The organism is Peterkaempfera bronchialis, from assembly GCF_003258605.2.
Lineage (GTDB): Bacteria > Actinomycetota > Actinomycetes > Streptomycetales > Streptomycetaceae > Peterkaempfera > Peterkaempfera bronchialis.
Genome location: NZ_CP031264.1, coordinates 6,534,718 through 6,555,993, shown reverse-complemented (window position 1 = coordinate 6,555,993; position 21,276 = coordinate 6,534,718). Strand labels below are relative to the sequence as shown.

The 21,276-nt window shown below is 74.6% G+C and carries 19 protein-coding genes; 7 read left to right on the top strand and 12 right to left on the bottom strand.

All coding sequences use genetic code 11. From position 1 onward, the window contains the following. The first annotated feature begins 80 nt into the window (after positions 1-80). A complete protein-coding gene (locus C7M71_RS27975; RefSeq protein ID WP_111491371.1) occupies positions 81-1,676 on the top strand; it encodes an FAD-dependent oxidoreductase in 1,596 nt (531 codons plus the stop codon). 257 nt (positions 1,677-1,933) lie between these two features. Beyond that, complete coding sequence (locus C7M71_RS27970) at positions 1,934-3,052, top strand: CaiB/BaiF CoA transferase family protein (RefSeq protein WP_175607824.1); 1,119 nt, start codon at positions 1,934-1,936, stop codon at positions 3,050-3,052. Between the two features lie 75 nt (positions 3,053-3,127). Here C7M71_RS27970 and C7M71_RS27965 read toward each other — a convergent pair whose 3' ends face one another. After that, complete coding sequence (locus tag C7M71_RS27965; RefSeq protein WP_111494509.1) at positions 3,128-4,456, bottom strand: SAM-dependent methyltransferase; 1,329 nt, start codon at positions 4,454-4,456, stop codon at positions 3,128-3,130. Positions 4,457-4,793: 337 nt separating this feature from the next. On the opposite strand from C7M71_RS27965, the gene C7M71_RS27960 reads away from it, so the two are divergent. Further along, positions 4,794-5,060, top strand: coding sequence for a DUF2630 family protein (locus C7M71_RS27960; RefSeq protein WP_111494511.1), 267 nt, complete (start codon positions 4,794-4,796; stop codon positions 5,058-5,060). A 180-nt stretch (positions 5,061-5,240) separates the two neighbouring features. After that, the gene (locus C7M71_RS27955; RefSeq protein WP_111494513.1) at positions 5,241-6,110 is read left to right on the top strand and encodes a 3-hydroxybutyryl-CoA dehydrogenase; all 870 of its coding nucleotides are present in this window, start codon (positions 5,241-5,243) and stop codon (positions 6,108-6,110) included. A 37-nt stretch (positions 6,111-6,147) separates the two neighbouring features. Here C7M71_RS27955 and C7M71_RS27950 read toward each other — a convergent pair whose 3' ends face one another. Then, positions 6,148-7,392, bottom strand: coding sequence for a glycoside hydrolase family 10 protein (locus tag C7M71_RS27950; RefSeq protein WP_111494515.1), 1,245 nt, complete (start codon positions 7,390-7,392; stop codon positions 6,148-6,150). 212 nt (positions 7,393-7,604) lie between these two features. On the opposite strand from C7M71_RS27950, the gene C7M71_RS27945 reads away from it, so the two are divergent. Beyond that, positions 7,605-7,967, top strand: coding sequence for a hypothetical protein (locus C7M71_RS27945; protein ID WP_111494517.1), 363 nt, complete (start codon positions 7,605-7,607; stop codon positions 7,965-7,967). Between the two features lie 98 nt (positions 7,968-8,065). Here the strand turns inward: C7M71_RS27945 and pheT are convergent, their stop codons facing one another. The 7 genes from pheT to infC all read right to left on the bottom strand — a co-directional run bounded on the left by pheT (position 8,066) and on the right by infC (position 15,631). Beyond that, positions 8,066-10,594 (bottom strand): phenylalanine--tRNA ligase subunit beta, encoded by a 2,529-nt coding sequence (gene pheT, locus C7M71_RS27940; RefSeq protein WP_114914620.1) that lies wholly within the window; start codon positions 10,592-10,594, stop codon positions 8,066-8,068. Further along, positions 10,594-11,715: a phenylalanine--tRNA ligase subunit alpha gene (gene pheS, locus C7M71_RS27935; RefSeq protein WP_111494803.1), complete on the bottom strand. Its 1,122-nt coding sequence runs from the start codon at positions 11,713-11,715 to the stop codon at positions 10,594-10,596. The genes pheT and pheS overlap by 1 nt, the downstream gene beginning before the upstream one ends. A gap of 181 nt (positions 11,716-11,896) precedes the next feature. Further along, entirely contained in the window at positions 11,897-13,129 is a 1,233-nt protein-coding gene (locus tag C7M71_RS27930; protein ID WP_407675953.1) for a sensor histidine kinase, read from the bottom strand. A 10-nt stretch (positions 13,130-13,139) separates the two neighbouring features. After that, complete coding sequence (locus C7M71_RS27925) at positions 13,140-14,018, bottom strand: TrmH family RNA methyltransferase (RefSeq protein ID WP_114914619.1); 879 nt, start codon at positions 14,016-14,018, stop codon at positions 13,140-13,142. Positions 14,019-14,123: 105 nt separating this feature from the next. Beyond that, positions 14,124-14,519: a 50S ribosomal protein L20 gene (rplT, locus tag C7M71_RS27920; RefSeq protein WP_111494641.1), complete on the bottom strand. Its 396-nt coding sequence runs from the start codon at positions 14,517-14,519 to the stop codon at positions 14,124-14,126. A gap of 107 nt (positions 14,520-14,626) precedes the next feature. Next, positions 14,627-14,821 carry a 50S ribosomal protein L35 gene (gene rpmI / locus C7M71_RS27915; RefSeq protein ID WP_111494643.1) on the bottom strand — a complete coding sequence of 65 codons (195 nt, stop codon included), beginning with the start codon at positions 14,819-14,821 and terminating at the stop codon, positions 14,627-14,629. Positions 14,822-14,932: 111 nt separating this feature from the next. Continuing rightward, positions 14,933-15,631: a translation initiation factor IF-3 gene (gene infC, locus C7M71_RS27910; RefSeq protein WP_111494651.1), complete on the bottom strand. Its 699-nt coding sequence runs from the start codon at positions 15,629-15,631 to the stop codon at positions 14,933-14,935. A 455-nt stretch (positions 15,632-16,086) separates the two neighbouring features. Between infC and C7M71_RS27905 the strand changes: the two genes are divergently transcribed. Beyond that, on the top strand, positions 16,087-16,464 hold the full coding sequence (locus tag C7M71_RS27905) for a DUF1844 domain-containing protein (protein ID WP_111494645.1): 378 nt from the start codon (positions 16,087-16,089) through the stop codon (positions 16,462-16,464). A 108-nt stretch (positions 16,465-16,572) separates the two neighbouring features. On the opposite strand, the gene C7M71_RS27900 is transcribed toward C7M71_RS27905, so the two are convergent. After that, positions 16,573-17,319 (bottom strand): SseB family protein, encoded by a 747-nt coding sequence (locus C7M71_RS27900; protein WP_111494647.1) that lies wholly within the window; start codon positions 17,317-17,319, stop codon positions 16,573-16,575. Positions 17,320-17,581: 262 nt separating this feature from the next. Between C7M71_RS27900 and C7M71_RS27895 the strand changes: the two genes are divergently transcribed. Continuing rightward, positions 17,582-18,466 carry a serine hydrolase gene (locus C7M71_RS27895; RefSeq protein WP_229758965.1) on the top strand — a complete coding sequence of 295 codons (885 nt, stop codon included), beginning with the start codon at positions 17,582-17,584 and terminating at the stop codon, positions 18,464-18,466. On the opposite strand, the gene mycP is transcribed toward C7M71_RS27895, so the two are convergent. Continuing rightward, positions 18,438-19,625 (bottom strand): type VII secretion-associated serine protease mycosin, encoded by a 1,188-nt coding sequence (gene mycP, locus C7M71_RS27890; protein WP_229759254.1) that lies wholly within the window; start codon positions 19,623-19,625, stop codon positions 18,438-18,440. The two genes, C7M71_RS27895 and mycP, sit on opposite strands and share 29 nt — an antisense overlap. 781 nt (positions 19,626-20,406) lie before the next feature. Next, complete coding sequence (locus C7M71_RS27885) at positions 20,407-21,255, bottom strand: hypothetical protein (protein ID WP_111495386.1); 849 nt, start codon at positions 21,253-21,255, stop codon at positions 20,407-20,409. Positions 21,256-21,276 lie beyond the last annotated feature (21 nt).

Sequence of the window (21,276 nt, the reverse complement as noted above, 5' to 3'; positions counted from 1 at the left end):
GAGCGGGAATGCGTCAGGCGCCCGACGGGCCGTACGCCCGCCGCGCCGGACGTACGCGACCGAAGGAGCCTGCCGTGACGATGCTGCCGGGTCTCGCCGGGTCGTACTGGATGGACTCCACCGACGCGACGTCCTTCCCGCACCTCGCGGAGGACGTGGAGACCGAGGTGGTCGTGGTCGGCGGAGGCATCGCCGGCCTCTGCACCGCCTGGGAGCTGGCCCGGGCCGGCCGTTCGGTGGTGCTGCTGGAGGGTTCCCGGATCGCCGCCGGGACAAGCGGCTTCACCACCGCCAAGGTCTCCGCGCTGCACACCCTGACCTATGCGCGGCTGCGCCGGTCGGCCGGGCCGGAGGCCGCCCGGCTGTATGCGCGGTCGCAGCAGGAGGCGGTGGAGCACGCCGCCGAGGTGGCCGCCGAACTGGGCGCCGACTGCGAGCTGGAGCGGGTCCCGGCCTTCGTCTGGGCGGAGTCGGCGAGCGGTCTGGACCGGATCCGCGAGGAGGCCGAGGCGGCGCGCGAGGCCGGGTTGGAGGCGTCCCTGGTCGCCGAGACCGGGCTGCCCTTCCCGGTGGCGGGGGCGGTGCGGGTGGAAGGGCAGGCGCAGTTCCACCCCCGCCGGTTCCTGCTGGCGCTCGCGGCGGACCTGGTACGCCTCGGCGGCCGGATCTTCGAGCGGTCCCGGGCCGACGGCCTGCACCAGAACGGCCCCTGCCGGGTCACCGTGCGGGGCGGCGGGACGGTGACCGCGTCGGACGTCGTGGTCGCCACCCACTACCCGGTCTTCGACCGCATGCTGCTGTTCCCCCGCCTCTCGCCCCGGCGGGAGCTGGTCGTCGCGGCGACCGTCCCCGCCGACCACGACCCCGGCGGCATGTACATCAACGCGGAGCAGCCGGTGCGGTCGGTGCGCACCGCGCCCTTCCCCGACGGGATGCGGCTGCTGATCGTCACCGGGGAGTCCTTCGCGCCCGGGTCCAGCGGGGTGGCGCAGCGCTTCGCGCAGCTCGCGGGCTGGACCAGGGAGCGGTTCGACTCGCCGCAGTTCGTCTACCACTGGGCCGCCCAGGACATCGACACCACCGACGGCGTGCCGTTCGTCGGCCGGGCCCCGGGCGGGTCGGGGCATCTCTGGGTGGCCACCGGGTTCGGCGGCTGGGGCATGAGCGGCGGAGTGATGGCGGGCCGGCTGCTGGCGGCGCTGATCACCGGCGAGCAGCCGCCCTGGACCGGGCTGTACGACCCCCGGCGGCTGCACCTGGGGCGCGAGGCGGTGCCGCTGGCCGAGAACCAGGCCAAGGTGGCCTGGCACTTCGTGGGCGACCGGCTGCGGGGGCGGCCCGGCAGCGCGGCCGAGGGGCTGCCGCCCGACTGCGGGACGGTGCTGGGGATCGACGGCCGGCAGTGCGCGGTCTACCGCGATCCGGACGGGCGGTTGCACACCCTTTCGGCCCGGTGCACCCATCTGGGCTGCCTGGTGCGGTACAACGAGGCGGAGCGCTCCTGGGACTGCCCCTGCCACGGCTCCCGGTACGCCGTCGACGGGTCCGTGCTGGAGGGCCCGGCGACGGCTCCGCTGGCCCGGCTGGACACCGGCCCGGCCGAGACCCCTGACGACGGGCCCGCCGAACCCACCGAGCCCGCGACGTCTGCGGCAGCCGCCGGGGCCGACGGGTGAGGCGCCGGTGGGCCACCGGGCCGGGCACGCCCCGGGTCGCTTGTAGCCCACCGCCGGTCTCGCCCACAGTGGTGCCGATGCCGGGTCGCCCGGCGAAAGGGAGCAGCACGTGGACGACAGGTGAGGCGTCGGTGGACCACGCCCCGGCCCCCTTGTAGCCCACCGCCGGTCTCACCCACAGTGGCACCGATGCCGGGTCGCCCGGCGAAAGGGAGCAGCACGTGGACGACACCCCCGAGCCCCCGCCGCCGGGGCCGCTGGCCGGGGTGCGCGTGGTCGAACTGGCCGGGCTCGGACCGGCCCCCTTCGCCGCGATGCTGCTGGCCGACCTGGGCGCCGACGTGGTGCGGGTGGACCGCCCCGGCCCGGCCCCGCTCGGTGTCGACCCGGCCCGCGACGTCACCAACCGCAACAAGCGGTCGGTGCTGCTGGACCTCAAGTCCCCCGAGGGGCCCGGTCTGCTGCTCGACCTGGTCGAGCGGGCCGACGTCCTGGTCGAGGGGTACCGCCCCGGGGTCGCCGAGCGGCTGGGGGTCGGCCCCGCCGCCTGCCTGGCCCGCAACCCCCGCCTGGTGTACGGCCGGATGACCGGCTGGGGGCAGGACGGGCCGCTGGCCGCGCGCGCCGGGCATGACATCGGGTACATCGCCACCGCCGGTGCCCTCGGCCTGATCGGCCCGCCCGAGGGGCCGCCCGCAGTCCCCGCCAATCTGCTGGGCGACTACGCCGGCGGCTCGCTCTACCTGGTCGTCGGCGTGCTGGCCGCTCTGCACCATGCCCGAACCACCGGCACCGGCCAGGTGGTGGACGCCGCCATCGTCGACGGCACCGCGCATCTCGGCGCGATGCTCTGGGGCATGCTCGGCGCCGGGGTCTGGCAGGACCGGCGCGGCGTCAACCTGCTGGACGGCGGCTGCCCGTACTACGCCGTCTATGCGACCGCCGACCGCGGCTGGATGGCGGTCGGCGCGCTGGAGCCGCAGTTCTACGCCGAGTTCGCCGCGCTGCTGGAGCTGGGCGAGGACGCCCCCGACCGGGGCGACCTCACCCGCTGGCCCGAACTGCGCGACCTGATCGCGGCCCGCTTCGCCACCCGTACCCGGGCCGAGTGGACGGACCTCTTCGAGGGCACCGACGCCTGCGTGGCCCCCGTGCTCTCCCTCCGCGAGGCCGCCGCCCACCCGCATCTGCGGGCCAGGGGCACCTTCGCCGAGGCCGCCGGGCTGCTCCAGCCCGCGCCGGCGCCCCGCTTCTCCGCCACCCCCGGCACGCTGCGCCGCCCACCGGCCCGCCCGGGCGCCCACACCGCCGAGGTGGCCCGCGACTGGCACCTGCCCGCGCTCGCCCCGGCCGCCACGGAGAGCCACGACCCGTGAAACCGCCGAGCCACGCCGAGCCCCGGGCGCGGCCGGACGACCGGCGCACCCGGGGCGGCTCCGTACGGGACGCTGCTACTGCGCCGCCCAGGGCCCCCGGCTCAGCGGCATACCGGACGCCCCGCCCGGCTCGGGCCGCACGGCGAGGACCTGGTTGACGCCGATCCCGTTCCGCTCGAAGGAGACGGCCGAGGCCGCCATGTAGAGGCGCCAGACCCGGGCCCGTCCGGCGCCGACCAGTCGGACCGCCTCGTCCCAGTGCGCCTCCAGATGGGCCCCCCAGGCGCGGAGGGTCAGCGCATAGTGCTCGCGCAGCGCCTCCACATCGCGGACCTCGAACCCGGCCTTCTCCAGCAGCGACACCGTGCTGCCGACCGGGGCCAGCTCTCCGTCGGGGAAGACATAGCGGTCGATGAAGTCGTCCAGCCGGTAGTCCTCCTCCCGGCGCAGCGGGCGGCGCGAGATCTGGTGGTTGAGCAGCCGTCCGCCGGGCTTCAGCAGCGCATGCAGGCGGTCGGCGTAGGCGAGGTACTGCTCCGAGCCGACGTGTTCGGCCATGCCGATGGAGGAGATCGCGTCATACGGCCCGTCGGGGATCTCCCGGTAGTCCTGGACCCGGATCTCCACCAGGTCGGTGTGGCCTGCGGCGGCGACCCGCTTGCGAGCGTACGTCGCCTGCTCCTCCGAGAGGGTGACGCCGACGGCCTGCACGCCGTAGTGCTCGGCCGCGTGCAGCACCATCGACCCCCAGCCGCAGCCGACGTCCAGCAGCCGCTGCCCGGGGCGGAGTGCCAGCTTGCGGCAGACCAGGTCCAGCTTGGCGTGCTGCGCCTGGTCCAGGCCGGTGTCGGGGCCGTCCTGCCAGTAGGCGCAGGAGTACACCATGGAGGGGCCCAGCAGCAGGGCGTAAAAGTCGTTGCCCACGTCGTAGTGGTGGCTGATGGCGGCCCGGTCGCGGGCCGGGGTGTGCCGGATGCCGTTGCGGCGGGGTACCTCCTCGGGCGGCGGGGGCGGGGGCAGGGCCGCTCCGGCCAGGGCCAGGGCGTCGCCGAGCAGTCGGCGGGTGGCGGGGTCGCGCAGGGTGCCGAGGGCGCGCAGCGCGGAGCGGCCGCGCCCGGTGGGGCCGGGGGGCTCCTCCCGGCCCCAGACGAGTCCGGCCAGCCGGTCCAGCGCCTGGTACAGGTCACCCTCGATGTCGATCTCACCGGCCACCCAGGCGCGGGCCAGGCCGAGCTCGCCGGGCCGCCACAGCAGGCGGTGCAGCGCCCGGCGGCTGCGGATGACCAGGACGGGCGCGTCCGCCGGTCCGGCCTCGCTGCCGTCCCAGGTCCGCAGCCGCAACGGCGGGGCACTGCCCCACAGGTGCGTGACGACTGCGGCCAGTCTCTCGGCTGCCTCGGGCATGGTGCATACCTCCGTCGGAATCGGCCCCTGCGGGCAGGGGGCGGAACAGCGGTCGCCTCGATTGTCGCCGCCATCGGCCGCTCCCGGGTCGACCCCCGCCGGGGTGTCACACAGAGGTCGGGCCCGGTGTCGGCCCTGCCACCCCGACGCGGGTGACGTCATGTCAGTACCCATCGGTACCCATCGCAGCCATCGGCGCCCGCCGACCGTCGGCGGCCACCCGGAACGAGGGGGTCGCATCCTCGGCCACCAGGGCGTCCCCAGGGCCGCGCCCGCCGACCCGAACGCCGGCGGGCGCGGCATTAGAGTGACAGGAGGGGGAGCGAGGAGGTGTGCCATGACAGCCTCGGTGTCCGCGGGCCAGGACCGCCGGATCCTGGACCGGATCGGCGACATGGTCACGGCGGAGAAGGAGCTGCGGGCGCAGATCGCGGAGGGCGAGGCGGACGGCGACCTCGCCCGCGCGCAGCTGGCCGCGCTGGAGACCGAGCTCGACCAGTGCTGGGACCTGCTGCGTCAGCGCCGGGCCAAGGAGGAGTACGACGAGGACCCCGGCCAGGCCCGGGTGCGCCCCGCCTCGGAGGTGGAGGACTACCTGTCCTGACCCTGTCCGGGCGAGAGGCCCGTCGCGCAGCGCGACGGGCCGCGAAACCGGTCGTGTCCGGGGCGGTACAGGCGCGGTGCCCGGCCGTTCCCTCGGGAGGGGTAACGTCGGGGCGGCAGCGCGGCCAGGCTTACCAGGCCGTCCGTGCTGTGCCTACCGGATACGACGAAAGGCAAGTGTGTGAGCGGCATCGGACGCGTCGGCGTGGTGGGCTGCGGCCTCATGGGCTCGGGCATCGCGGAGGTCTTCGCCCGCGCCGGCCTGGAGGTGCTGATCTCCGAGGCGACCGGCGAGGCGCTGGAACTGGGCCGTACCCGGCTGACCAACTCGCTGGACACCGCCGTCAAGCGCGGCAAGCTGGCCGAGGAGCAGCGCGAGGCGGCGCTCTCCCGGGTCGCCTTCACCACCGACCTGGCGGACTTCGCCGACCGCGACCTGGTCGTGGAGGCGGTGGCCGAGCGTGAGGACATCAAGGTCCGGATCTTCCGGACGCTGGACAAGGTGGTGGAGCGGCCGGACGCGATACTGGCCTCCAACACCTCCTCCATCCCGATCGTCAAGCTCGCCGCCACCACCTCCCGCCCGGAGCAGGTCCTCGGTCTGCACTTCTTCAACCCGGCGCCGGTGCAGAAGCTGATCGAGGTCATCCCGGCCCTCACCACCTCGCCGGAGACGGTGGCCCGGGCCGAGGCGTTCGCCGTCGAGGTGCTCGGCAAGGAGCCGATCCGGGCCCGCGACCGGGCCGGGTTCGTGGTCAATGCGCTGCTGGTGCCGTACCTGCTCTCCGCCGTGCGGATGTTCGAGTCCGGGGTGGCGACCGCCGAGGACATCGACAAGGGCATGGAGGCCGGCTGCGCCCACCCGATGGGTCCGCTGCGGCTCTGCGACCTGATCGGCCTGGACACCATCGTCTCCATCGCCGAGTCGATGTACGAGGAGTACAAGGAACCGCTGTACGCCGCTCCCCCGCTGCTGCTGCGCATGGTCGGCGCGGGCCTGCTGGGCCGCAAGTCCGGCCGCGGCTTCTACGACTACACCACCGGCCGCTGACCTCTCCCGCCCGCGCTTTCCGGCCCCGGCCCCGATCTCAGCGGGCCGGGGCCGACTGCCGGTAGTACTCCTGGGCCAGCCGGGAGAACGCCCCGATCCGGTCGCGGCGGACGGCCTTGGCGTTGTAGTGGATGTGGCCCCGCACCTGCGGGACGTCCGCGCAGAGGGCGAAGTGCCGGGAGAGCTCCGCCGGGTCCTGCCAGGCGGCGCCCTGGGCCGGGTCCCCGGCCCGGTAGACGGCCTCGCCGATGTAGAGCGCGACGCCGGTGCCGTCCACCTGCCGGGCCCACCAGTCGACCAGCACCTCGTAGTCGGCAGCGGCGAAGCCGATGTACCAGTAGAGCTGGGGGGCGATGTAGTCGATCCAGCCCTTGCGGATCCAGCGGCGGGTGTCCGCGTAGAGGTCGTCGTACGACTGCACCCCCGCCTTGGTCTCCGATCCGGCCGGGTCGGTGGCGCGGTTACGCCACACCCCGAAGGGGCTGACCCCGAACGCCGTCCCCGGGCGCAGCGTGCGCAGCCGGTCATGGATCCCGCTGACCAGCAGGTCGGTGTTGCGGCGCCGCCAGGCCGCCCGGTCCAGCCCGTCGCCGTACTCGTCGAAGGCGGCGTCGTCGTCGAACCGCCGGCCCTTCACCGGGTAGGGGTAGAAGTAGTCGTCGAAGTGGAGCCCGTCGAGCGGATAGCGGCGGACCGCGTCCAGCACGGATGACACCACGTGGTCCCGCACCTCGGGGAGGCCGGGGTTGTAGTAGAGCTTCCCGGCGTGGCTGACCACCCAGTCGGGGTTGACGCGGGCGGGGTGGGCGGGGGCCAGCGCGTCCAGCCGGTCGCCGGTGCTGATCCGGTAGGGGTTGCACCAGGCGTGCAGTTGCAGGCCCCGCCGGTGGGCCTCGGTGACGGCGGTGCCGAGCGGGTCCCATCCGGGGTAGCGGCCCTGGGTGCCCGTCAGATAGGTGGACCAGGGCTCGTACTGGGACGGCCAGAAGGCGTCGGCGGCGGGGCGGACCTGGAGGAAGACGGCGTTGAGCCGGTTGCGGACGGCCAGGTCCAGCAGGTCGGTCAGCTCCTGGCGCTGCTGCTCGGCGGGGAGGCCCGGCTTGGACGGCCAGTCGGTGTTGGCGACGCTGGCCGCCCAGAGGCCGCGCATCTGCGGCCGGGCGGCCCGGCCGGCGGGTCCGGCGGCGGTGAGCAGCAGTCCGGCGGTGGCCGCCGCCCCGGCGGCGACGATCCGGCGGCGGGTGGGGCCTGCGGACGTGCTGCTGCTGGGCTGCGGTGCCATGGCTCCCCGTTCCTGGGCGGCCTCTCCGCCCCGCCGCATGGTCCGTCGGTGGTGGGCGAGGGGGCAATCCGCCACACAGGCGCACGCCCGGGAGTTCACCCCTCTGGGCCGCCCCCACCCGTGGATCGGCCGCCGCAGTGGCCGACCCCGGGGAGCACGCCCGCCCGGGTATATCGTCATCCCGGTCATCCCAAACATCCGAGGGGGCGTGGATGAAGCTCTGGCGCAGGCGCAGCAGACTCCCGAGCCCGGCCGATGACGCCGCCTCCGTCGCCCGCCTCATGGAGCAGTGGCTCGACGACACCGCCCGGTCCGGCCTCCGCGCCGGCGAAGCCGCAGACCTCCGCGACCGCTGGTCCCGTCTGGGCAGACTCGCGCCGGGTGAAGCGCAGCGCTTCGCGGACTGGGCACGGGAACGGGCGCGGGTCACCCTGGCGGAGATGACCGGCGGGGACGGCCCCTTGGTACGACCCGCGTCACCCGAGGAGTTCGAGCGGGCCCGGATCGAGGCCCTGGCGATGGCGGAGACCCACCAGGCGATGGAACGCTGGCTGCGGGCGGAGGGGTACGCCTAGCCCACGCCTAACCCCACGCGCTCCGGCTGCGACGGAGCCCGCCCCGTCCGGAGGTGTCCGGACGGGGCGGGCTCGGGTGTACCGGCAGTGACGGGGCGTCAGGCCCCGCGCAGCACCGCGCCGGTGCGGACGACCGCCTCGGCGACCGCCGCATCGCGGGCGGCGGACGCCTCCTCGGCGGTCAGCGTGCGGTCGGAGGCGCGGAACCGCAGCGCATACGCCAGCGACTTGCGGCCCTCACCGAGCTGCTCCCCGGTGAAGACGTCGAAGAGGCGGAGCGACTCCAGCAGCGGCCCGGCGCCGGACCGCAGCGCGGCCTCCACATCGGCGGCGGGCACGGCCGCGTCCACCACCAGGGCGACATCCTGGGTGGCCACCGGGTAGGTGGACACATGCGGCGCGACCACCGGCTGCTCGCCGTCGGCGGTGAGCAGGTCGAGGTCGATCTCCATGACGCAGGTGCGCTCCGGCAGATGCAGCGCCTTGACCACGCGCGGGTGCAGCTCGCCGGCGTGGCCGACCAGCCGCTCGGTGCCGTCGGCACCGGCCACCAGCAGGGCGGCGCAGCGGCCCGGGTGCCAGGGGGCGTACTGCGCCTGACGGACGATCAGCTCGACCCCGGCGGCACGGGCCACCGTACGGCCGGCCTCGACCGCGTCCGCCCAGCCGGCCGGGCGGGCGGGGCCCCACCAGCCGGCGGGCTCGCGGTCGCCGGTCAGCGCCACCGCGACCCGGCGGGGCTGGTCCGGCAGCGCCGCGTCCAGGGCGGCCAGCTCCTCCTCGGTGGGGCGGCGGTCGACGGGCAGCCGGGGCGGCACCGTCCGCTCGTCCTTGGGGTGGAAGACCAGACCGGTCTCGAAGAGCGCCAGGTCGGTGTTGCCCCGGCCGACATTGCGGCGCAGCGTGCCGAGCAGCGCCGGCAGCAGCGTGGTGCGCAGCCCCGGCTCCTCGTCGGAGAGCGGGTTGACCAGCTTCACGGTGGTGCGGCGCGGGTCGCCGGGCTCCAGGCCGAGGGCGTCCAGCGCGGCGTCGCCGAGGAACGGGTAGTTCTGCACCTCGACATAGCCGTCACCGGCCAGCGCCCGGCCGACCCGGCGCAGCCGCTTCTGGGCGGCGGTCAGGCCGCGACCCGGCGGGAGCTGCGGCATCCGGGAGGGTACGTTGTCGTAGCCCTCCAGCCGGATGACCTCCTCGGCCAGGTCGCTGGGGTCGGTGAGGTCGGGCCGCCAGCTGGGCGGGGTGACGGTGAGCAGGTCGGTACCGGTGACGGCGCAGCCGACCTGCTGGAGGCGCCGGGTGACGGTCTCGCGGCCGTACGCGGTGCCGGCCACCCGGTCGGGGTGGTCCGCCGGGATGGTGACGGTGTGCGGCCGGTGCGGGGCGGCGACGTCGGTGACCCCGGGCTCGGCGGTGCCCCCGGCGATCAGGACCAGCAGGTCCACGGCGCGCTGCGCGGCGGCGGGCCCGGCCTGCGGGTCGATGCCGCGCTCGAACCGCTTGGACGCCTCGGAGGGCAGCTTGTGGCGGCGGGCGGTACGGGCGATGGAGACCGGGTCGAAGTGCGCGGCCTCGATCACCACGTCGGTGGTGCCGAGCACCTGGCCGGTCTCGGCGTCCACGGCGTGGTCGGCGATCTCGGTGGAGGCGCCGCCCATCACGCCGGCCAGGCCGATCGGGCCGGACTCGTCGCAGATCAGCAGGTCCTCGGCGGACAGCCTGCGGTCGGTGCCGTCCAGCGTGCGCAGCTTCTCGCCCGGCTGGGCGCGGCGCACCGAGACCGTACCGGTGAGGCGGGTGCGGTCATAGGCGTGCAGCGGCTGGCCGATCTCCAGCATCACGTAGTTGGTGATGTCGACGGTCAGCGAGACCGGCCGCATACCCGCCTTCTGGAGGCGGCGCTGGAGCCAGATCGGGGAGAGCGCGGACGGCTCCACGCCGGTGACCGTACGGGCGGTGAAGCGGTCGCAGCCGACCGGGTCGTCGATCCGCACCGGGTACCCGGCGGAGTTGGCCTGCGGCACGTCCAGCAGCGCCGGGTCGGCCAGCGGGCGGTCGTAGGCGATGGCCGCCTCGCGGGCGACGCCGCGCAGCGAGAGGCAGTAGCCGCGGTCGGGGGTGACGGCGATGTCCAGCACCTCGTCGACCAGCTCCAGCAGCTCGATCGCGTCGGTGCCGGGCACATGCTCCGGCGGCAGCACGATGATGCCGTCGTGGTCGTCGCCCATGCCCAGCTCGCGGGCGGAGCAGATCATGCCCTCGGAGGTCTTGCCGTAGGTCTGGCGGGCGGCGATGGGGAACGGCCCGGGGAGGACCGCGCCGGGGAGCACCACGACGACCTTGTCGCCCACGGCGAAGTTCCGGGCGCCGCAGACGATGTTCTGCGGCTCCCCGGTGCCGTTGGCGTCGCCGACGTCCACCTGGCAGTAGCGGATCGGCTTCTTGAAGCCGGTCAGCTCCTCGATGGCCAGCACCTGGCCGACGACCAGGGGGCCCTTGAGGTCGGCGCCGAGCTGCTCGACGGTCTCGACCTCCAGGCCGGCGGCCACCAGCCGGGCTGCGACGTCGCGACCGGTCTCACCGGCCGGCAGGTCGACGTACTCCCGCAGCCACGAAAGCGGGACCCGCATCAGATCTCCATCCCGAACGGGAGGGTGAAGCGCACATCACCCTCGACCATGTCTCGCATGTCCTCGACACCGCTGCGGTTCATCAGGATCCGCTCCAGGCCGAGGCCGAAGGCGAAGCCGCTGTACCGCTCGGGGTCGATGCCGCAGGCGGTCAGCACCCGCGGGTTCACCACACCGCAGCCGCCCAGCTCGATCCAGCCCTCGGAGGAGCAGGTGCGGCAGGGGCGGTCCGGGTTGCCGACGCTCTCGCCCCGGCAGACGAAGCACTGGAGGTCCAGCTCGGCGGACGGCTCGGTGAACGGGAAGTAGGAGGGACGCCAGCGCCGCTCCAGGTCGTCGCCGAACATGGCGGCGGCGAAGTGCTCCAGGGTGCCCTTGAGGTCGGCGAAGGAGATGCCCTCGTCCACCGCCAGGCCCTCGACCTGGCCGAACACCGGGGTGTGGGTGGCGTCCAGCTCGTCGGTGCGGAAGGTGCGGCCGGGGCAGACCACATAGATGGGCGGCTCGCTGTGCAGCATGGTGCGGGCCTGCACCGGGGAGGTGTGGGTGCGCAGGACGACCCCGCTCTCCTCCGAGCCGTCCGGCCCCGCCACCCAGAAGGTGTCCTGCATGGAGCGCGCGGGGTGGTCCGGGCCCAGGTTGAGGGCGTCGAAGTTGAGCCACTCCGCCTCCACCTCGGGGCCCTCGGCCACCTGGTAGCCCATGGCGGTGAAGGTGTCCTGGATCAGCTCGGTGAGGGTGGTCAGCGGGTGCCGGGCGCCGCGCGGCCTGCGGTCGTACGGCAGGGTGACGTCCACCGCCTCCTCGACCAGCACCCGGGCGTCCCGCTCCGCCTCCAGCTCCTCCCGGCGCCGGGCCAGCGCCTGGTTGACCGCGCCACGGGCCTGTCCGACGCGCTTGCCCGCGTCGGCCTTGGCGTGCGGGGGCAGGGCGCCGATCTCGCGGTTGGCCAGCGCCAGCGGCGAGCGGTCTCCCGTGTGGGCCACCTTGGCCTCGTGCAGCGCGTCGAGGTCCGCGGCGGCGGCGATGGCCGCCAGGGCCGCGTCGCGCATCCGCTCGACCTCTTCGGGCTTGAGGGCCTCGACCTCGACCGGGTCGTACGACTTGTTGGGTGCCGACATCTCTATCTTTCCCGTGCTCCTGCTCGTCCGTGCTCGGGGTGGGGGCGTGGCCCGGCCCTTCCCAGGGGTGTGATCCGCCTGACTTCCCACGCGGGCGCGCAGGACGTCGCGCGACGCCATCCAGCGAGTCTAGTCGCACCGGGGGAAGGGTCCCGGCCGGTAAGCCCGCCGGGTCTGCCGACTACAGCATGAAGTCGGGGACCCCGGCGGGCAGGATGAATCGGAATCGGGCGCCGCCGCCGGGGGCGCGGCCCACCCGGATGGCTCCGCCGTGGGCTTCGACGATGCCCTTGACGATATAGAGGCCAAGGCCGGTGCCGCCGCGCCGGCTGCCGCGCCAGAAGCGCGTGAAGACCCGGGGGATGGCGTCCTCGGGGATGCCGGGGCCCTCATCGCTCACGGTGACGGCCGTCCCTTCCAGTACGCGCCCTGCGGCCTCGGTGCGACGCGCCCCGGGCAGCCGGGGCTCCGCCGGGCCCGCCACGAGTTCCTTGGCGGGCTCCACCTCGATGGTGACAGTCCCCTCGCCGTGCCGCACCGCGTTTTCCAGCAGGTTCCACAGCACCTGGTCCACCTTGTCGGAGTCGGCCCAGAGCTGCGGCAGCGGCTCGTGCAGCCGGATCCGGAACCGGTCGGCGGCGATGCCGGCCGCGGCCATGGAGTCGACATGGCGGTGCACCGCCGAGGCGATGTCCACCACCTGGCGGCGCAGCTCCAGCCGGCCCGCGTCGATCCGGGATATGTCCAGCAGCTCGGCGATCAGCCGGGTGACCCGGTCGGCGTCGGCGTCGACGGTCTCCAGCATCAGCTTCTTCTGGTCCTCGGTGAAACGTTCCCACTTGCCGAGCAGCGTGGCGGTGAACCCCTTGACGCTGGTCAGCGGGGAGCGCAGCTCATGCGCGACGGTGGCGATCAGCTCGGCGTGGCTGCGCTCGGTGCGGCGCCGGGCCTCCGTACCGCGCAGCGCCACCACCAGCTGCCGCACCGGCCCGCACCGCACCGCCCGCACATAGCGCGCCGAGACCAGCACCTCGCGACCGCCCGGCAGCAGCAGATTGCGCTCGGGCTGACGGGTGCGGGTGGCGAGGCCGCCGTACGGGTCGGTGCACTGCCACCAGCGGCGGCCGTCCAGGTCCTCCAGCGGCAGCACCGAGGCGAACGGGCGGCCGAGGGCGTCGCCGGGCCGGATGCCGGTGATGCGGGCCGCCGCCGCGTTGAAGCAGACCACATCGCCGTGCTCGTCGGCGACCAGCAGTCCGTCGGGCAGGTCGTCCGGGTCGAACCCGGGACCGGTGGCGTCCCCGCCGCGCCCTTCACCGGTGAACTGGGACAATCCGCTTCCCCCCGCGTGCTGGCCGACCGGCGCCCGGTCGGCGGCCCGCCGTCTCTCGCCTCGGGCCCCGACGGGCCTCACAGTAGCGTCTCTACCCGCCCGCGCGGCACCCTCCGGCTACGCGCTGGGCACGGGCGGACGCATAGAGGCACACCGCGGCGGCGGTGGCGAGGTTGAGGCTCTCGGCGTGCCCGTGGATGGGGACGCGCACCACCGCGTCGGCCAGCGCGCGGGTCTCCTCCGGCAGCCCCCATGCCTCATTGCCGAAGACCCAGGCGGCGGGGCCGCCCAGCGCGCCGTCGTCCAGCTCCGCGTCCAGGTCGCGGTCGCCCGCGCCGTCCGCGGCCACCACCCGCACCCCGGCGGCGCGCAGCCCGGCGACGGCGGCGGCCACCGGCACGCCCACCGCGACCGGGAGGTGGAAGAGGCTGCCGACCGAGGCGCGGACCGCCTTGGGGTTGTAGAGGTCCACCGAGGCGTCGGTGAGCACCACCGCGTCCGCTCCGGCCGCGTCGGCGGTGCGCAGCACGGTCCCGGCGTTGCCGGGGTCGCGGACGTTGGCGAGTACGGCCACCAGCCGGGGCCGGGCCGCCAGCACCGCGTCGAAGGGGGTGTCGACAAAGCGGCAGACGCCGACGATGCCCTGCGGGGTGACCGTCTGGCAGATGTCGGCGATCACCTCGGTGGTGGCGCTGAGCACCGGGACCCCGGCGGCGCGGGCGGCGGCCACGATCTCGGCGTGGCGCTCGGCCGCCTCGGGGGTGGTGTAGATCTCCACCACGGCATGCTCGCCGGTGCCGGGGACCGGCCCGTGGGCGACGGCCTCCCGGACGGCCTGCGGGCCCTCGGCGATGAAGCGGCGCTCCTTGGTGCGCTGGGCGCGGCGGGCGAGGCGCCGGGCGGCGGTGACCCGGGGGGAGCGCAGGGAGGTCAGCAGGGGGCCCTGCTCGGGGCGGTCGGTGGTAGCCATGGCGCTTTCTGCGGGGTGCCGATGCGGACGGAAACGCGTGGACCCGCAGGCGCGCTGGGCTCCTGCGGGTCCATGCTCGGCCCGATGCCGGGCCTGCTGCCTGGATCAGGCGGCGTCGGCGGCGGCCTTGGGGGCGTTCACGTCGGCCGGCAGCGCCTTCTGGGCCACCTCGACGAGGGTGGCGAAGGCGTTGGGGTCGTTCACCGCGAGCTCGGCCAGCATCTTGCGGTCGATCTCGATGTTGGCGGCCTTCAGACCCTGGACGAAGCGGTTGTAGGTGATGCCGTTCGCACGCGCGGCGGCGTTGATCCGCTGGATCCACAGCTGGCGGAAGTCGCCCTTGCGCTTCTTGCGGTCGTTGTAGTTGTAGACGAGGGAGTGGGTGACCTGCTCCTTCGCCTTGCGGTACAGGCGCGACCGCTGGCCACGGTAGCCGCTCGCCCGCTCGAGGATGACCCGGCGCTTCTTGTGGGCGTTGACCGCCCGCTTGACGCGTGCCACTGCATTACTCCTTGGGTAGGACCGCGGACGTCTTCACGCGGTCCGCATTCGAATAGGTCGGAAAGGATCTGCCGGTTCCCGCACCGGTGCTGCGGTGCGGGGCATGATCACTTGCCGAGAAGCTTCTTGACCTTCTTGGCGTCGGCCGGGGCCATCTCGACCGTGCCGGCCAGGCGGCGGGTCAGCGTGGAGGGCTTGTGCTCAAGCAGGTGACGGCGGCCGGCGCGCTGGCGCACCACCTTGCCGGAGCCAGTGAGCTTGAAGCGCTTGCTGGCGCCGCTGTGCGTCTTGTTCTTCGGCATGTCGCCGTACTCTCCTCGTCGGTCCGCTCCCGCCCGCATCACGGGGCTCGGGCGGGAGCGCTGGATGGATCTTCGGGTGCCGGGGCAGGCCGCCCCGGTACCGAGGTGGAACTACTCGGCCGAAGCCTCGGCCGGCTGCTCGGCCTCGGCGGCCTCGGGGGCTCCGACGGCCTCGTCGGCCTCATCGGCCTCCGGTCCGGCGGTGCGGCCCTGACGCTCGGCCTTACGGGCGGCGGCGGCCTCACGGGCCTCGGCCATCGCCTCGGTCTTCTTCTTGTGCGGACCGAGGACCATGATCATGTTACGGCCGTCCTGCTTGGGCGAGGACTCGACGAAGCCCAGGTCCTGGACGTCGTCCGCGAGCCGCTGCAGCAGTCGGAAGCCCAGCTCGGGGCGGGACTGCTCACGACCGCGGAACATGATCGTGATCTTGACCTTGTCGCCCTGCTTGAGGAACCGGACGACGTGACCCTTCTTGGTGTCGTAGTCGTGCGGGTCGATCTTCGGCCGGAGCTTCATCTCCTTGATGACCGTGTGCGCCTGGTTCTTGCGCGCTTCACGGGCCTTCATGGCCGACTCGTACTTGAACTTGCCGTAGTCCATGAGCTTGCATACCGGCGGCCGTGCGGTCGCCGCGACCTCGACCAGGTCCAGGTCGTACTCCTGCGCAAGCTCCAGCGCCTTGGCAAGCGGCACGATGCCGACCTGCTCGCCACTGGGACCGACGAGTCGCACCTCGGGGACGCGAATCCGGTCGTTGATGCGGGGCTCGGTGCTGATGGGGCCTCCTCGGTTGCACCTTTTTCCGATGCGGCCGTCGGGCGGCGGTCGCACGTGTCGACTCGACTCACCGGGCGGGACTTCATCCGCGCTGCGCTGCGCGCCTCGTCGGGCGCGCACCGCGGACACGAAAAAAGCCCCGCACGGTGCACAGGCGGGGCTCCACAACAACCGGAAGCGCCCTCGCGAGGTTCCCCGCGCGGGGCATGAGCGGACCGGACACCAAGGGTGTCCACCGCAGACCGGAACCCGTCGACCCGGAGGACGATCGGGTGGGAGACTGACTGGAAACCCAATCGGGTCCCTCGTACGTGGAGCCTCCACTTGCTGGCTGTGCACATCTCTGTGTAGGCACAAGGTGATGTGTACAGCCGGTCAGTCTCGAAGCATACCAGCGTTCGGGTCCGCAGCGTTACTCCGGATCCCGCCGCGTACGCTCCCGGGGAGAGCATCCCCAGGGACTACCCGCAGAGACAAGCGAGACCATGAGCACCCAGCCTGACCCCATCCCCGACGCGATCCCCGACGCGCCCGAGGACGACGCCGCCGCCCGCGACATCGCGGATGTGCCCGCCGTCGAGGTGATCACCACCGTGGCAGTGCATCTGATGAGCGCCGCCGCCGTGAAGTGCGGGCTCGCCGAGGACGGCGAGGCGCACAAGGACCTGGACGAGGCCCGCAAGCTGATCACCGCGCTGGCCGGTCTGGTCACCGCGGGCGCCCCCGAGATCAGCAACTTCCACGCCGCGCCGCTCCGCGACGGGCTGCGCTCGCTCCAGCTGGCCTTCCGCGAGGCATCGCTGGTGCCGGACGCGCCGGGGCAGGGCCCGGGCGAGAAGTTCACCGGCCCGGTCTACGCCTGACGGCGACCGCGTACGGCTGAGGGGCCGCCCGGGTGGGCGGCCCCTCAGCCGTACGCGGCACTCAGGCACTCAGGCGCTCAGGTACCCAGGCACTCAGGCGCTCACCGCTCAGCGTGAGTAGAGCGGCTCTCCGCCGACCGCCGCAGAGGCGGGCATCAGCGCCAGGTCCAGGCCCCGGTCCAGGCGCACCCGCAGCAGTTCGTTCCCGGCGAGCGCACCGGCGATCCGCTGGGCCGCCCCGCGTACCGCGTCGTCGTCGGCGCCCGGCTCCGGCACCAGGGCAAGCACGGCGTCGGTCTGCTCGGCGGGCCGCAGATAGGCCCGCGAGACGGCGGACTCGGCCGCCACCACGCGGCGCACCTCCGCCAGCACCTCCGGGTCGCGGGCCGCCGGAAGGTGCTCGCGCCCCTCGGCCACGGCTCGCAGCGGGGCGCCGGTCAGCTGGTAGGAGACCGGCCCGGCCGGGTCCACCAGCAGGGTGTCCGCCTGCTCCGCGTACGCGGCCAGCACCGCCTGGCGGCCGTGCACCGGCACCGGGCGGGCATCGGCCCGCCACCGGGCCAGGGACTCCAGGCAGGTGAAGGCGGGCAGCGCCCGCCGACCGTCCGGCGCCTCCACGACGGGGACGGCCATATCGCTGGTCTTCTCCCGCCGCAGGCCGTCCGACCCGGTCTCCACCTCGCCGAGCAGTGCCACCACCGGCACCATCAGGCGGGCGGCGGCGATTGCGGCCAGCAGTTCGGGCTCCGCCCCCGCAGGGTCGTCGGCCCAGCGGGCGAGGGCTTCGGCCAGGCGCGGATCGGCGCCGCCGCTGTCTCCGGCGAAGCCGGGATCCGGGATGTTCTTGCGCTCCACGCCCCTGAGGGTATGCGACGGCCGGTCGGCGTTCTCAGGCGGCGCTCACCTTGCTCTCAGCCTTCTCGCAGGAGCGGCTTCTAGCGTCCCGGGCATGCCACGAGGGGAATCTGAAAGGGTGGGGGCGGCGGACCGCCCGGTCGGCGGGCGGCGGCGGCAGAGACGGCGGGGAAGGTACCGGGGATGGACATGGCGGTGGACGGTACTGCTGGCTGCCGCAGCGGTCGGCTGCGGGGCGGTGGTGCATATGTCCGGTGACGGGTTGGGCGACACGGCTGCGCTGCGTTCCACCGCGTCCCCGTCCGTCACCGCAGCGGCCACCGGCCCCGTCGGCCGATCGGCGGTCCCGGAGGAGCAGGTGTCGGGGAGTGCGTCGCCATCCGGCACCGGCCAAGCGGTCGCGGCGGACGTGGCGGCTGCGGTGGCCCGGGCAGTGCGCCCGGTGACCGCCACGGCGGAGGGCAACCTGTCGGTCGCGGTGGCGGACCTCACCACCGGGCTGACCGCCGGCTACGGCGGCTCCGGGCACACCTTTGCCACCGCGAGCATCGCCAAGGTCGACATCCTGGCCGCGCTGCTGCTCCAGGCCCAGAACGCGGACCGCCGGCTGACCGCCCAGGAGCGGGCCTGGGCCGCCACGATGATCGAGAACAGCGACAATGACGCCGCCGACGCCCTCTACACCAGGATCGGCCTGGCCGCCGGGCTGGACCGTGCCAACCGCACCTTCGGTCTCACCGCCACCACCGCCGGGGCCGCCGGCCGCTGGGGCCTGACCGAGACCACCGCCGCCGACCAGCTGACGCTGCTCCAGGCGGTCTTCGGCCAGGACTCACCGCTCGGCAGCGCCGCCCGCGACTATCTGCACACCCTGATGGGGCAGGTCGAGGCCGACCAGGGCTGGGGCGTCTCCGCCGCAGCCGACCCCGGCACCGCGCCCCTGCTGAAGAACGGCTGGCTGCCCCGCAGCAGTACCGGGCTCTGGGTGGTCAACAGCATCGGCCGGGTCGACCACGGCGGCCACCGGTTGCTGATCGCCGTCCTCTCGGACGGCAGCACCACCCAGGCCAAGGGCGTCTCCCTGGTCGAGTCGGCCGCCGAGGCCGCAGCGGACGCGCTCACCGATGCGTTGGAGACCCGGACCTGACCGTCGTCCCGGGCGATGGGCGCCGCCGCCCGCGCCACAGCAGCCCGGCGAACACCACCAGCGACCCGCCGACCGGCACCCGCAGCAGGCGGCTCCACGACGTGCGGCGGGCGAGCGGACCGGGTGCGGGCGCCGCCGGGACCGGTCCGAACCGGACCTGGGCAGCCGGAGCCGGGCGCGGCACGGCGGGCTCCGGCCGCATCCGGGCCGCCGCCGCCAGCGCCGCCACCGGATCGACCAGTCCCGCCCCCAGCGCGTCGCTGCGGCCGTGGGCCGGGCGGCGGGCGGCGGTGCCCTCCAGGGCGGTCCGGATCTGGGCGGGGTTCAGCCCCGGGTGGGCCGACCGCAGCAGGGCGACCACGCCGGAGACATAGGCCGCCGCCGCGCTGGTGCCCCAGCCCTCGTAGTAGTGCCGGTCGGGGTCGGCGATCACCACGTCCACGCCGGGCGCCGCGACGGAGGTGTACCAGCGGCGGGTCGAGAAGTCGGCCGGTCGGCCGTCGCGGTCCACCGCCGCGACGGCGATCACCCCCGGGTAGGCGGCGGGGTACGAGGAACGGTCGCCGCCCCGGCGGCCGTTGCCCGCCGAGGCCACCAGTGGCACGCCCCGGCGCAGCGCGTACTGGACCGCCGCGTTCTCCTCCGGGTCGGAGTGGGCGGCCTCGCTGTCGTCGCCGAGCGAGAGGTTGATCACGTCGGCGCCGTGGTCCACGGCCCAGCGGATGCCCGCCGCCACGGCATTGCCCGGGCGGCTGCGGGCCTTAGGGCGCTGGGGATCGGCGTCCTCCAGGATCACCCGGACCGGGAGGATCCGCGCGGCCGGCGCGATCCCGAGGACGCCCTCGGTCCGCCCGGGGCCGTGTCCGTGCCCGGCGATGATCGCGGCCATGCCGGTGCCGTGCCGCGCCCAGGCCCGTTCGCCGGGGCGCGCACCGACGCCGACCGTGTCCTTCCCGGCCAGCACCTGCCCGGTGAGGTCGGGGTGGTGCGGGTCCACGCCCGTGTCCAGCACCGCGACCAACGTCCCGGCCCCTCGGGTGGTACGCCACGCCTGCTGGGCGTGCAGGCTGTGCAGCGGCCACTCGTGGTCCCGCGCGGTGTCGGCGGACGCGGCGGGCAGCCGACCGCCCAGCAGCAGCGCGGCGGCACCCAGCGCCACCCCGACCGACCGCCCCCGCCGCCGCCGTGCCCTTCCGGCGGTCCGCCCGACCCCGGACGGGCCCGCGCCGAGGCCGGGCTGCGGCCGGGCGGTCGGCAGCGAAGGCGTCACCGGGCGGCCTCCGTGACGGGGCGGCGGGACACCGGCCCGGCCCCACAAGCCCTCCACCCGAACAGGACCGACCGCGACCGAACCCAACCCGAAACCCAGCGCACAAGGGCGCCACCCGCGAGCCAAGCCGGGGACGAGCCAGCCCCGACCAGAGACAACCCGCTGACCGCAGACGGAGCCGACCCCAGCCGACGAAGCCCAGCACGCGAAGGCGTCACCGGGCGGCCTCCGGGGTGGGGTGAGCCTGGCGTCTGGGACACCGGCCCAACCCCACAAGCCCTCCACCCGAACACGCCCGACCGCGACTGAAGCCAACCCGAAACCCAGCGCACAAGGGCGCCACCCGCGAGCCAAGCCGGGGACGAGCCAGCCCCGACCAAAGACAACCCGATGACCGCAGACGGAGCCGACCCCAGCCGACGAAGCCCAGCACGCGAAGGCGTCACCGGGTGGCCTCCGGGGTGGGGTGAGCCTGGCGTCTGGGACACCGGCCCAACCCCACAGGCCCTCCACCCGAACAGGGCCGACCGCGACCGAAGCCAGCCCGAAACCCAGCGCACAAGGGCGCCACCCGTGAGCCGAGCCGGGGACGAGCCAGCCCCAGCCAGAGACAACCCGCTGACCGAAGACGGAGCCGACCCCAGCCGACGAAGCCCAGCACGCGAAGGCGTCACCGGGTGGTCTCCGGGGTGGGGTGAGCCTGGTGCCAGGCGGTGGTGAGGGTGTGGTCGAGGGCGGCTCGGATGGCGGCGGCCAGGTGGCGGGCGGCGTCCGGGAGGCCGGCTTCGACCAGCGGGGCGTGCGGGTCGTCGGCGGAGGCGGGGCCGGCCGGGGCCGGGTGGTGGACGGTGCGCCCGTCGGCGAAGGCGGCGGCCGTCCAGACCAGCCAGGGGCGGGCCGGGTCGGCGCGGACCGTCCAGGTGGCGGCGGGCGTGGCGGGGTCGGTGGCCGGGGCGGGCGTCGGTGCGGTCCGCCGGGCGGCGGCAAAGCGGGCGGTGGCCGTACGGTCGGCCTTGGTGGTGACGATGCCGACGGTGACCAGGCGGCTGCGGGCCAGGTCGGTGTAGGTGGCGCGGAGCAGCCGTGCGCAGCCGACCGGGGCGAGTGCGGCATAGAGGTCGCGGCCGAGGGCGGCGGGGGTGCAGGCGGTGTCGGCGGCGACGGCGGTGCGGGTCCAGGTCGACCCGTCGCCGGGGGTGAGCGTCGGGGGCAGCAGGCTGTCGGCGGGGGCGGTGCGCCACAGGGTGCGGGCCAGCGCGAAGCGTTCGTCCGCCGCTGGGAGACCGGCCGCCGCCACCCGGCCGGGGTCGAGGGCGGCGCCGACGGTGGGCCCGAGCAGCAGTCCCACGCCGGTGGCCAGCGAGAGCACGGCGAGCCCCGCCCTGACCCGGCCGGTGGTGGCGGTGGTGGCGGTGGGGAGCAGCGGGACGGGCTGTACGGGCGGCGGCAGGCGGTCCGCGAGGAACGGCCGCCGGGCGGGGACGGCGGCCCCGTGCGGCACCACCTCGGCCTTGTACATCTGCGGCCACCCCCGTCCCAC

Bases quoted from the DNA above. Each gene is read 5' to 3' on its own strand.
- C7M71_RS27905 (WP_111494645.1), top strand. From the start codon at position 16,087: ATGAGCACCCAGCCTGACCCCATCCCCGACGCGATCCCCGACGCGCCC.
- C7M71_RS27975 (WP_111491371.1), top strand. From the start codon at position 81: ATGCTGCCGGGTCTCGCCGGGTCGTACTGGATGGACTCCACCGACGCG.
- C7M71_RS27945 (WP_111494517.1), top strand. From the start codon at position 7,605: ATGAAGCTCTGGCGCAGGCGCAGCAGACTCCCGAGCCCGGCCGATGAC.
- pheS (WP_111494803.1), bottom strand. From the start codon at position 11,715: ATGTCGGCACCCAACAAGTCGTACGACCCGGTCGAGGTCGAGGCCCTC.
- pheT (WP_114914620.1), bottom strand. From the start codon at position 10,594: ATGCGGGTCCCGCTTTCGTGGCTGCGGGAGTACGTCGACCTGCCGGCC.
- rpmI (WP_111494643.1), bottom strand. From the start codon at position 14,821: ATGCCGAAGAACAAGACGCACAGCGGCGCCAGCAAGCGCTTCAAGCTC.
- C7M71_RS27965 (WP_111494509.1), bottom strand. From the start codon at position 4,456: ATGCCCGAGGCAGCCGAGAGACTGGCCGCAGTCGTCACGCACCTGTGG.
- C7M71_RS27885 (WP_111495386.1), bottom strand. From the start codon at position 21,255: ATGTACAAGGCCGAGGTGGTGCCGCACGGGGCCGCCGTCCCCGCCCGG.
- C7M71_RS27925 (WP_114914619.1), bottom strand. From the start codon at position 14,018: ATGGCTACCACCGACCGCCCCGAGCAGGGCCCCCTGCTGACCTCCCTG.
- C7M71_RS27960 (WP_111494511.1), top strand. From the start codon at position 4,794: ATGACAGCCTCGGTGTCCGCGGGCCAGGACCGCCGGATCCTGGACCGG.
- C7M71_RS27950 (WP_111494515.1), bottom strand. From the start codon at position 7,392: ATGGCACCGCAGCCCAGCAGCAGCACGTCCGCAGGCCCCACCCGCCGC.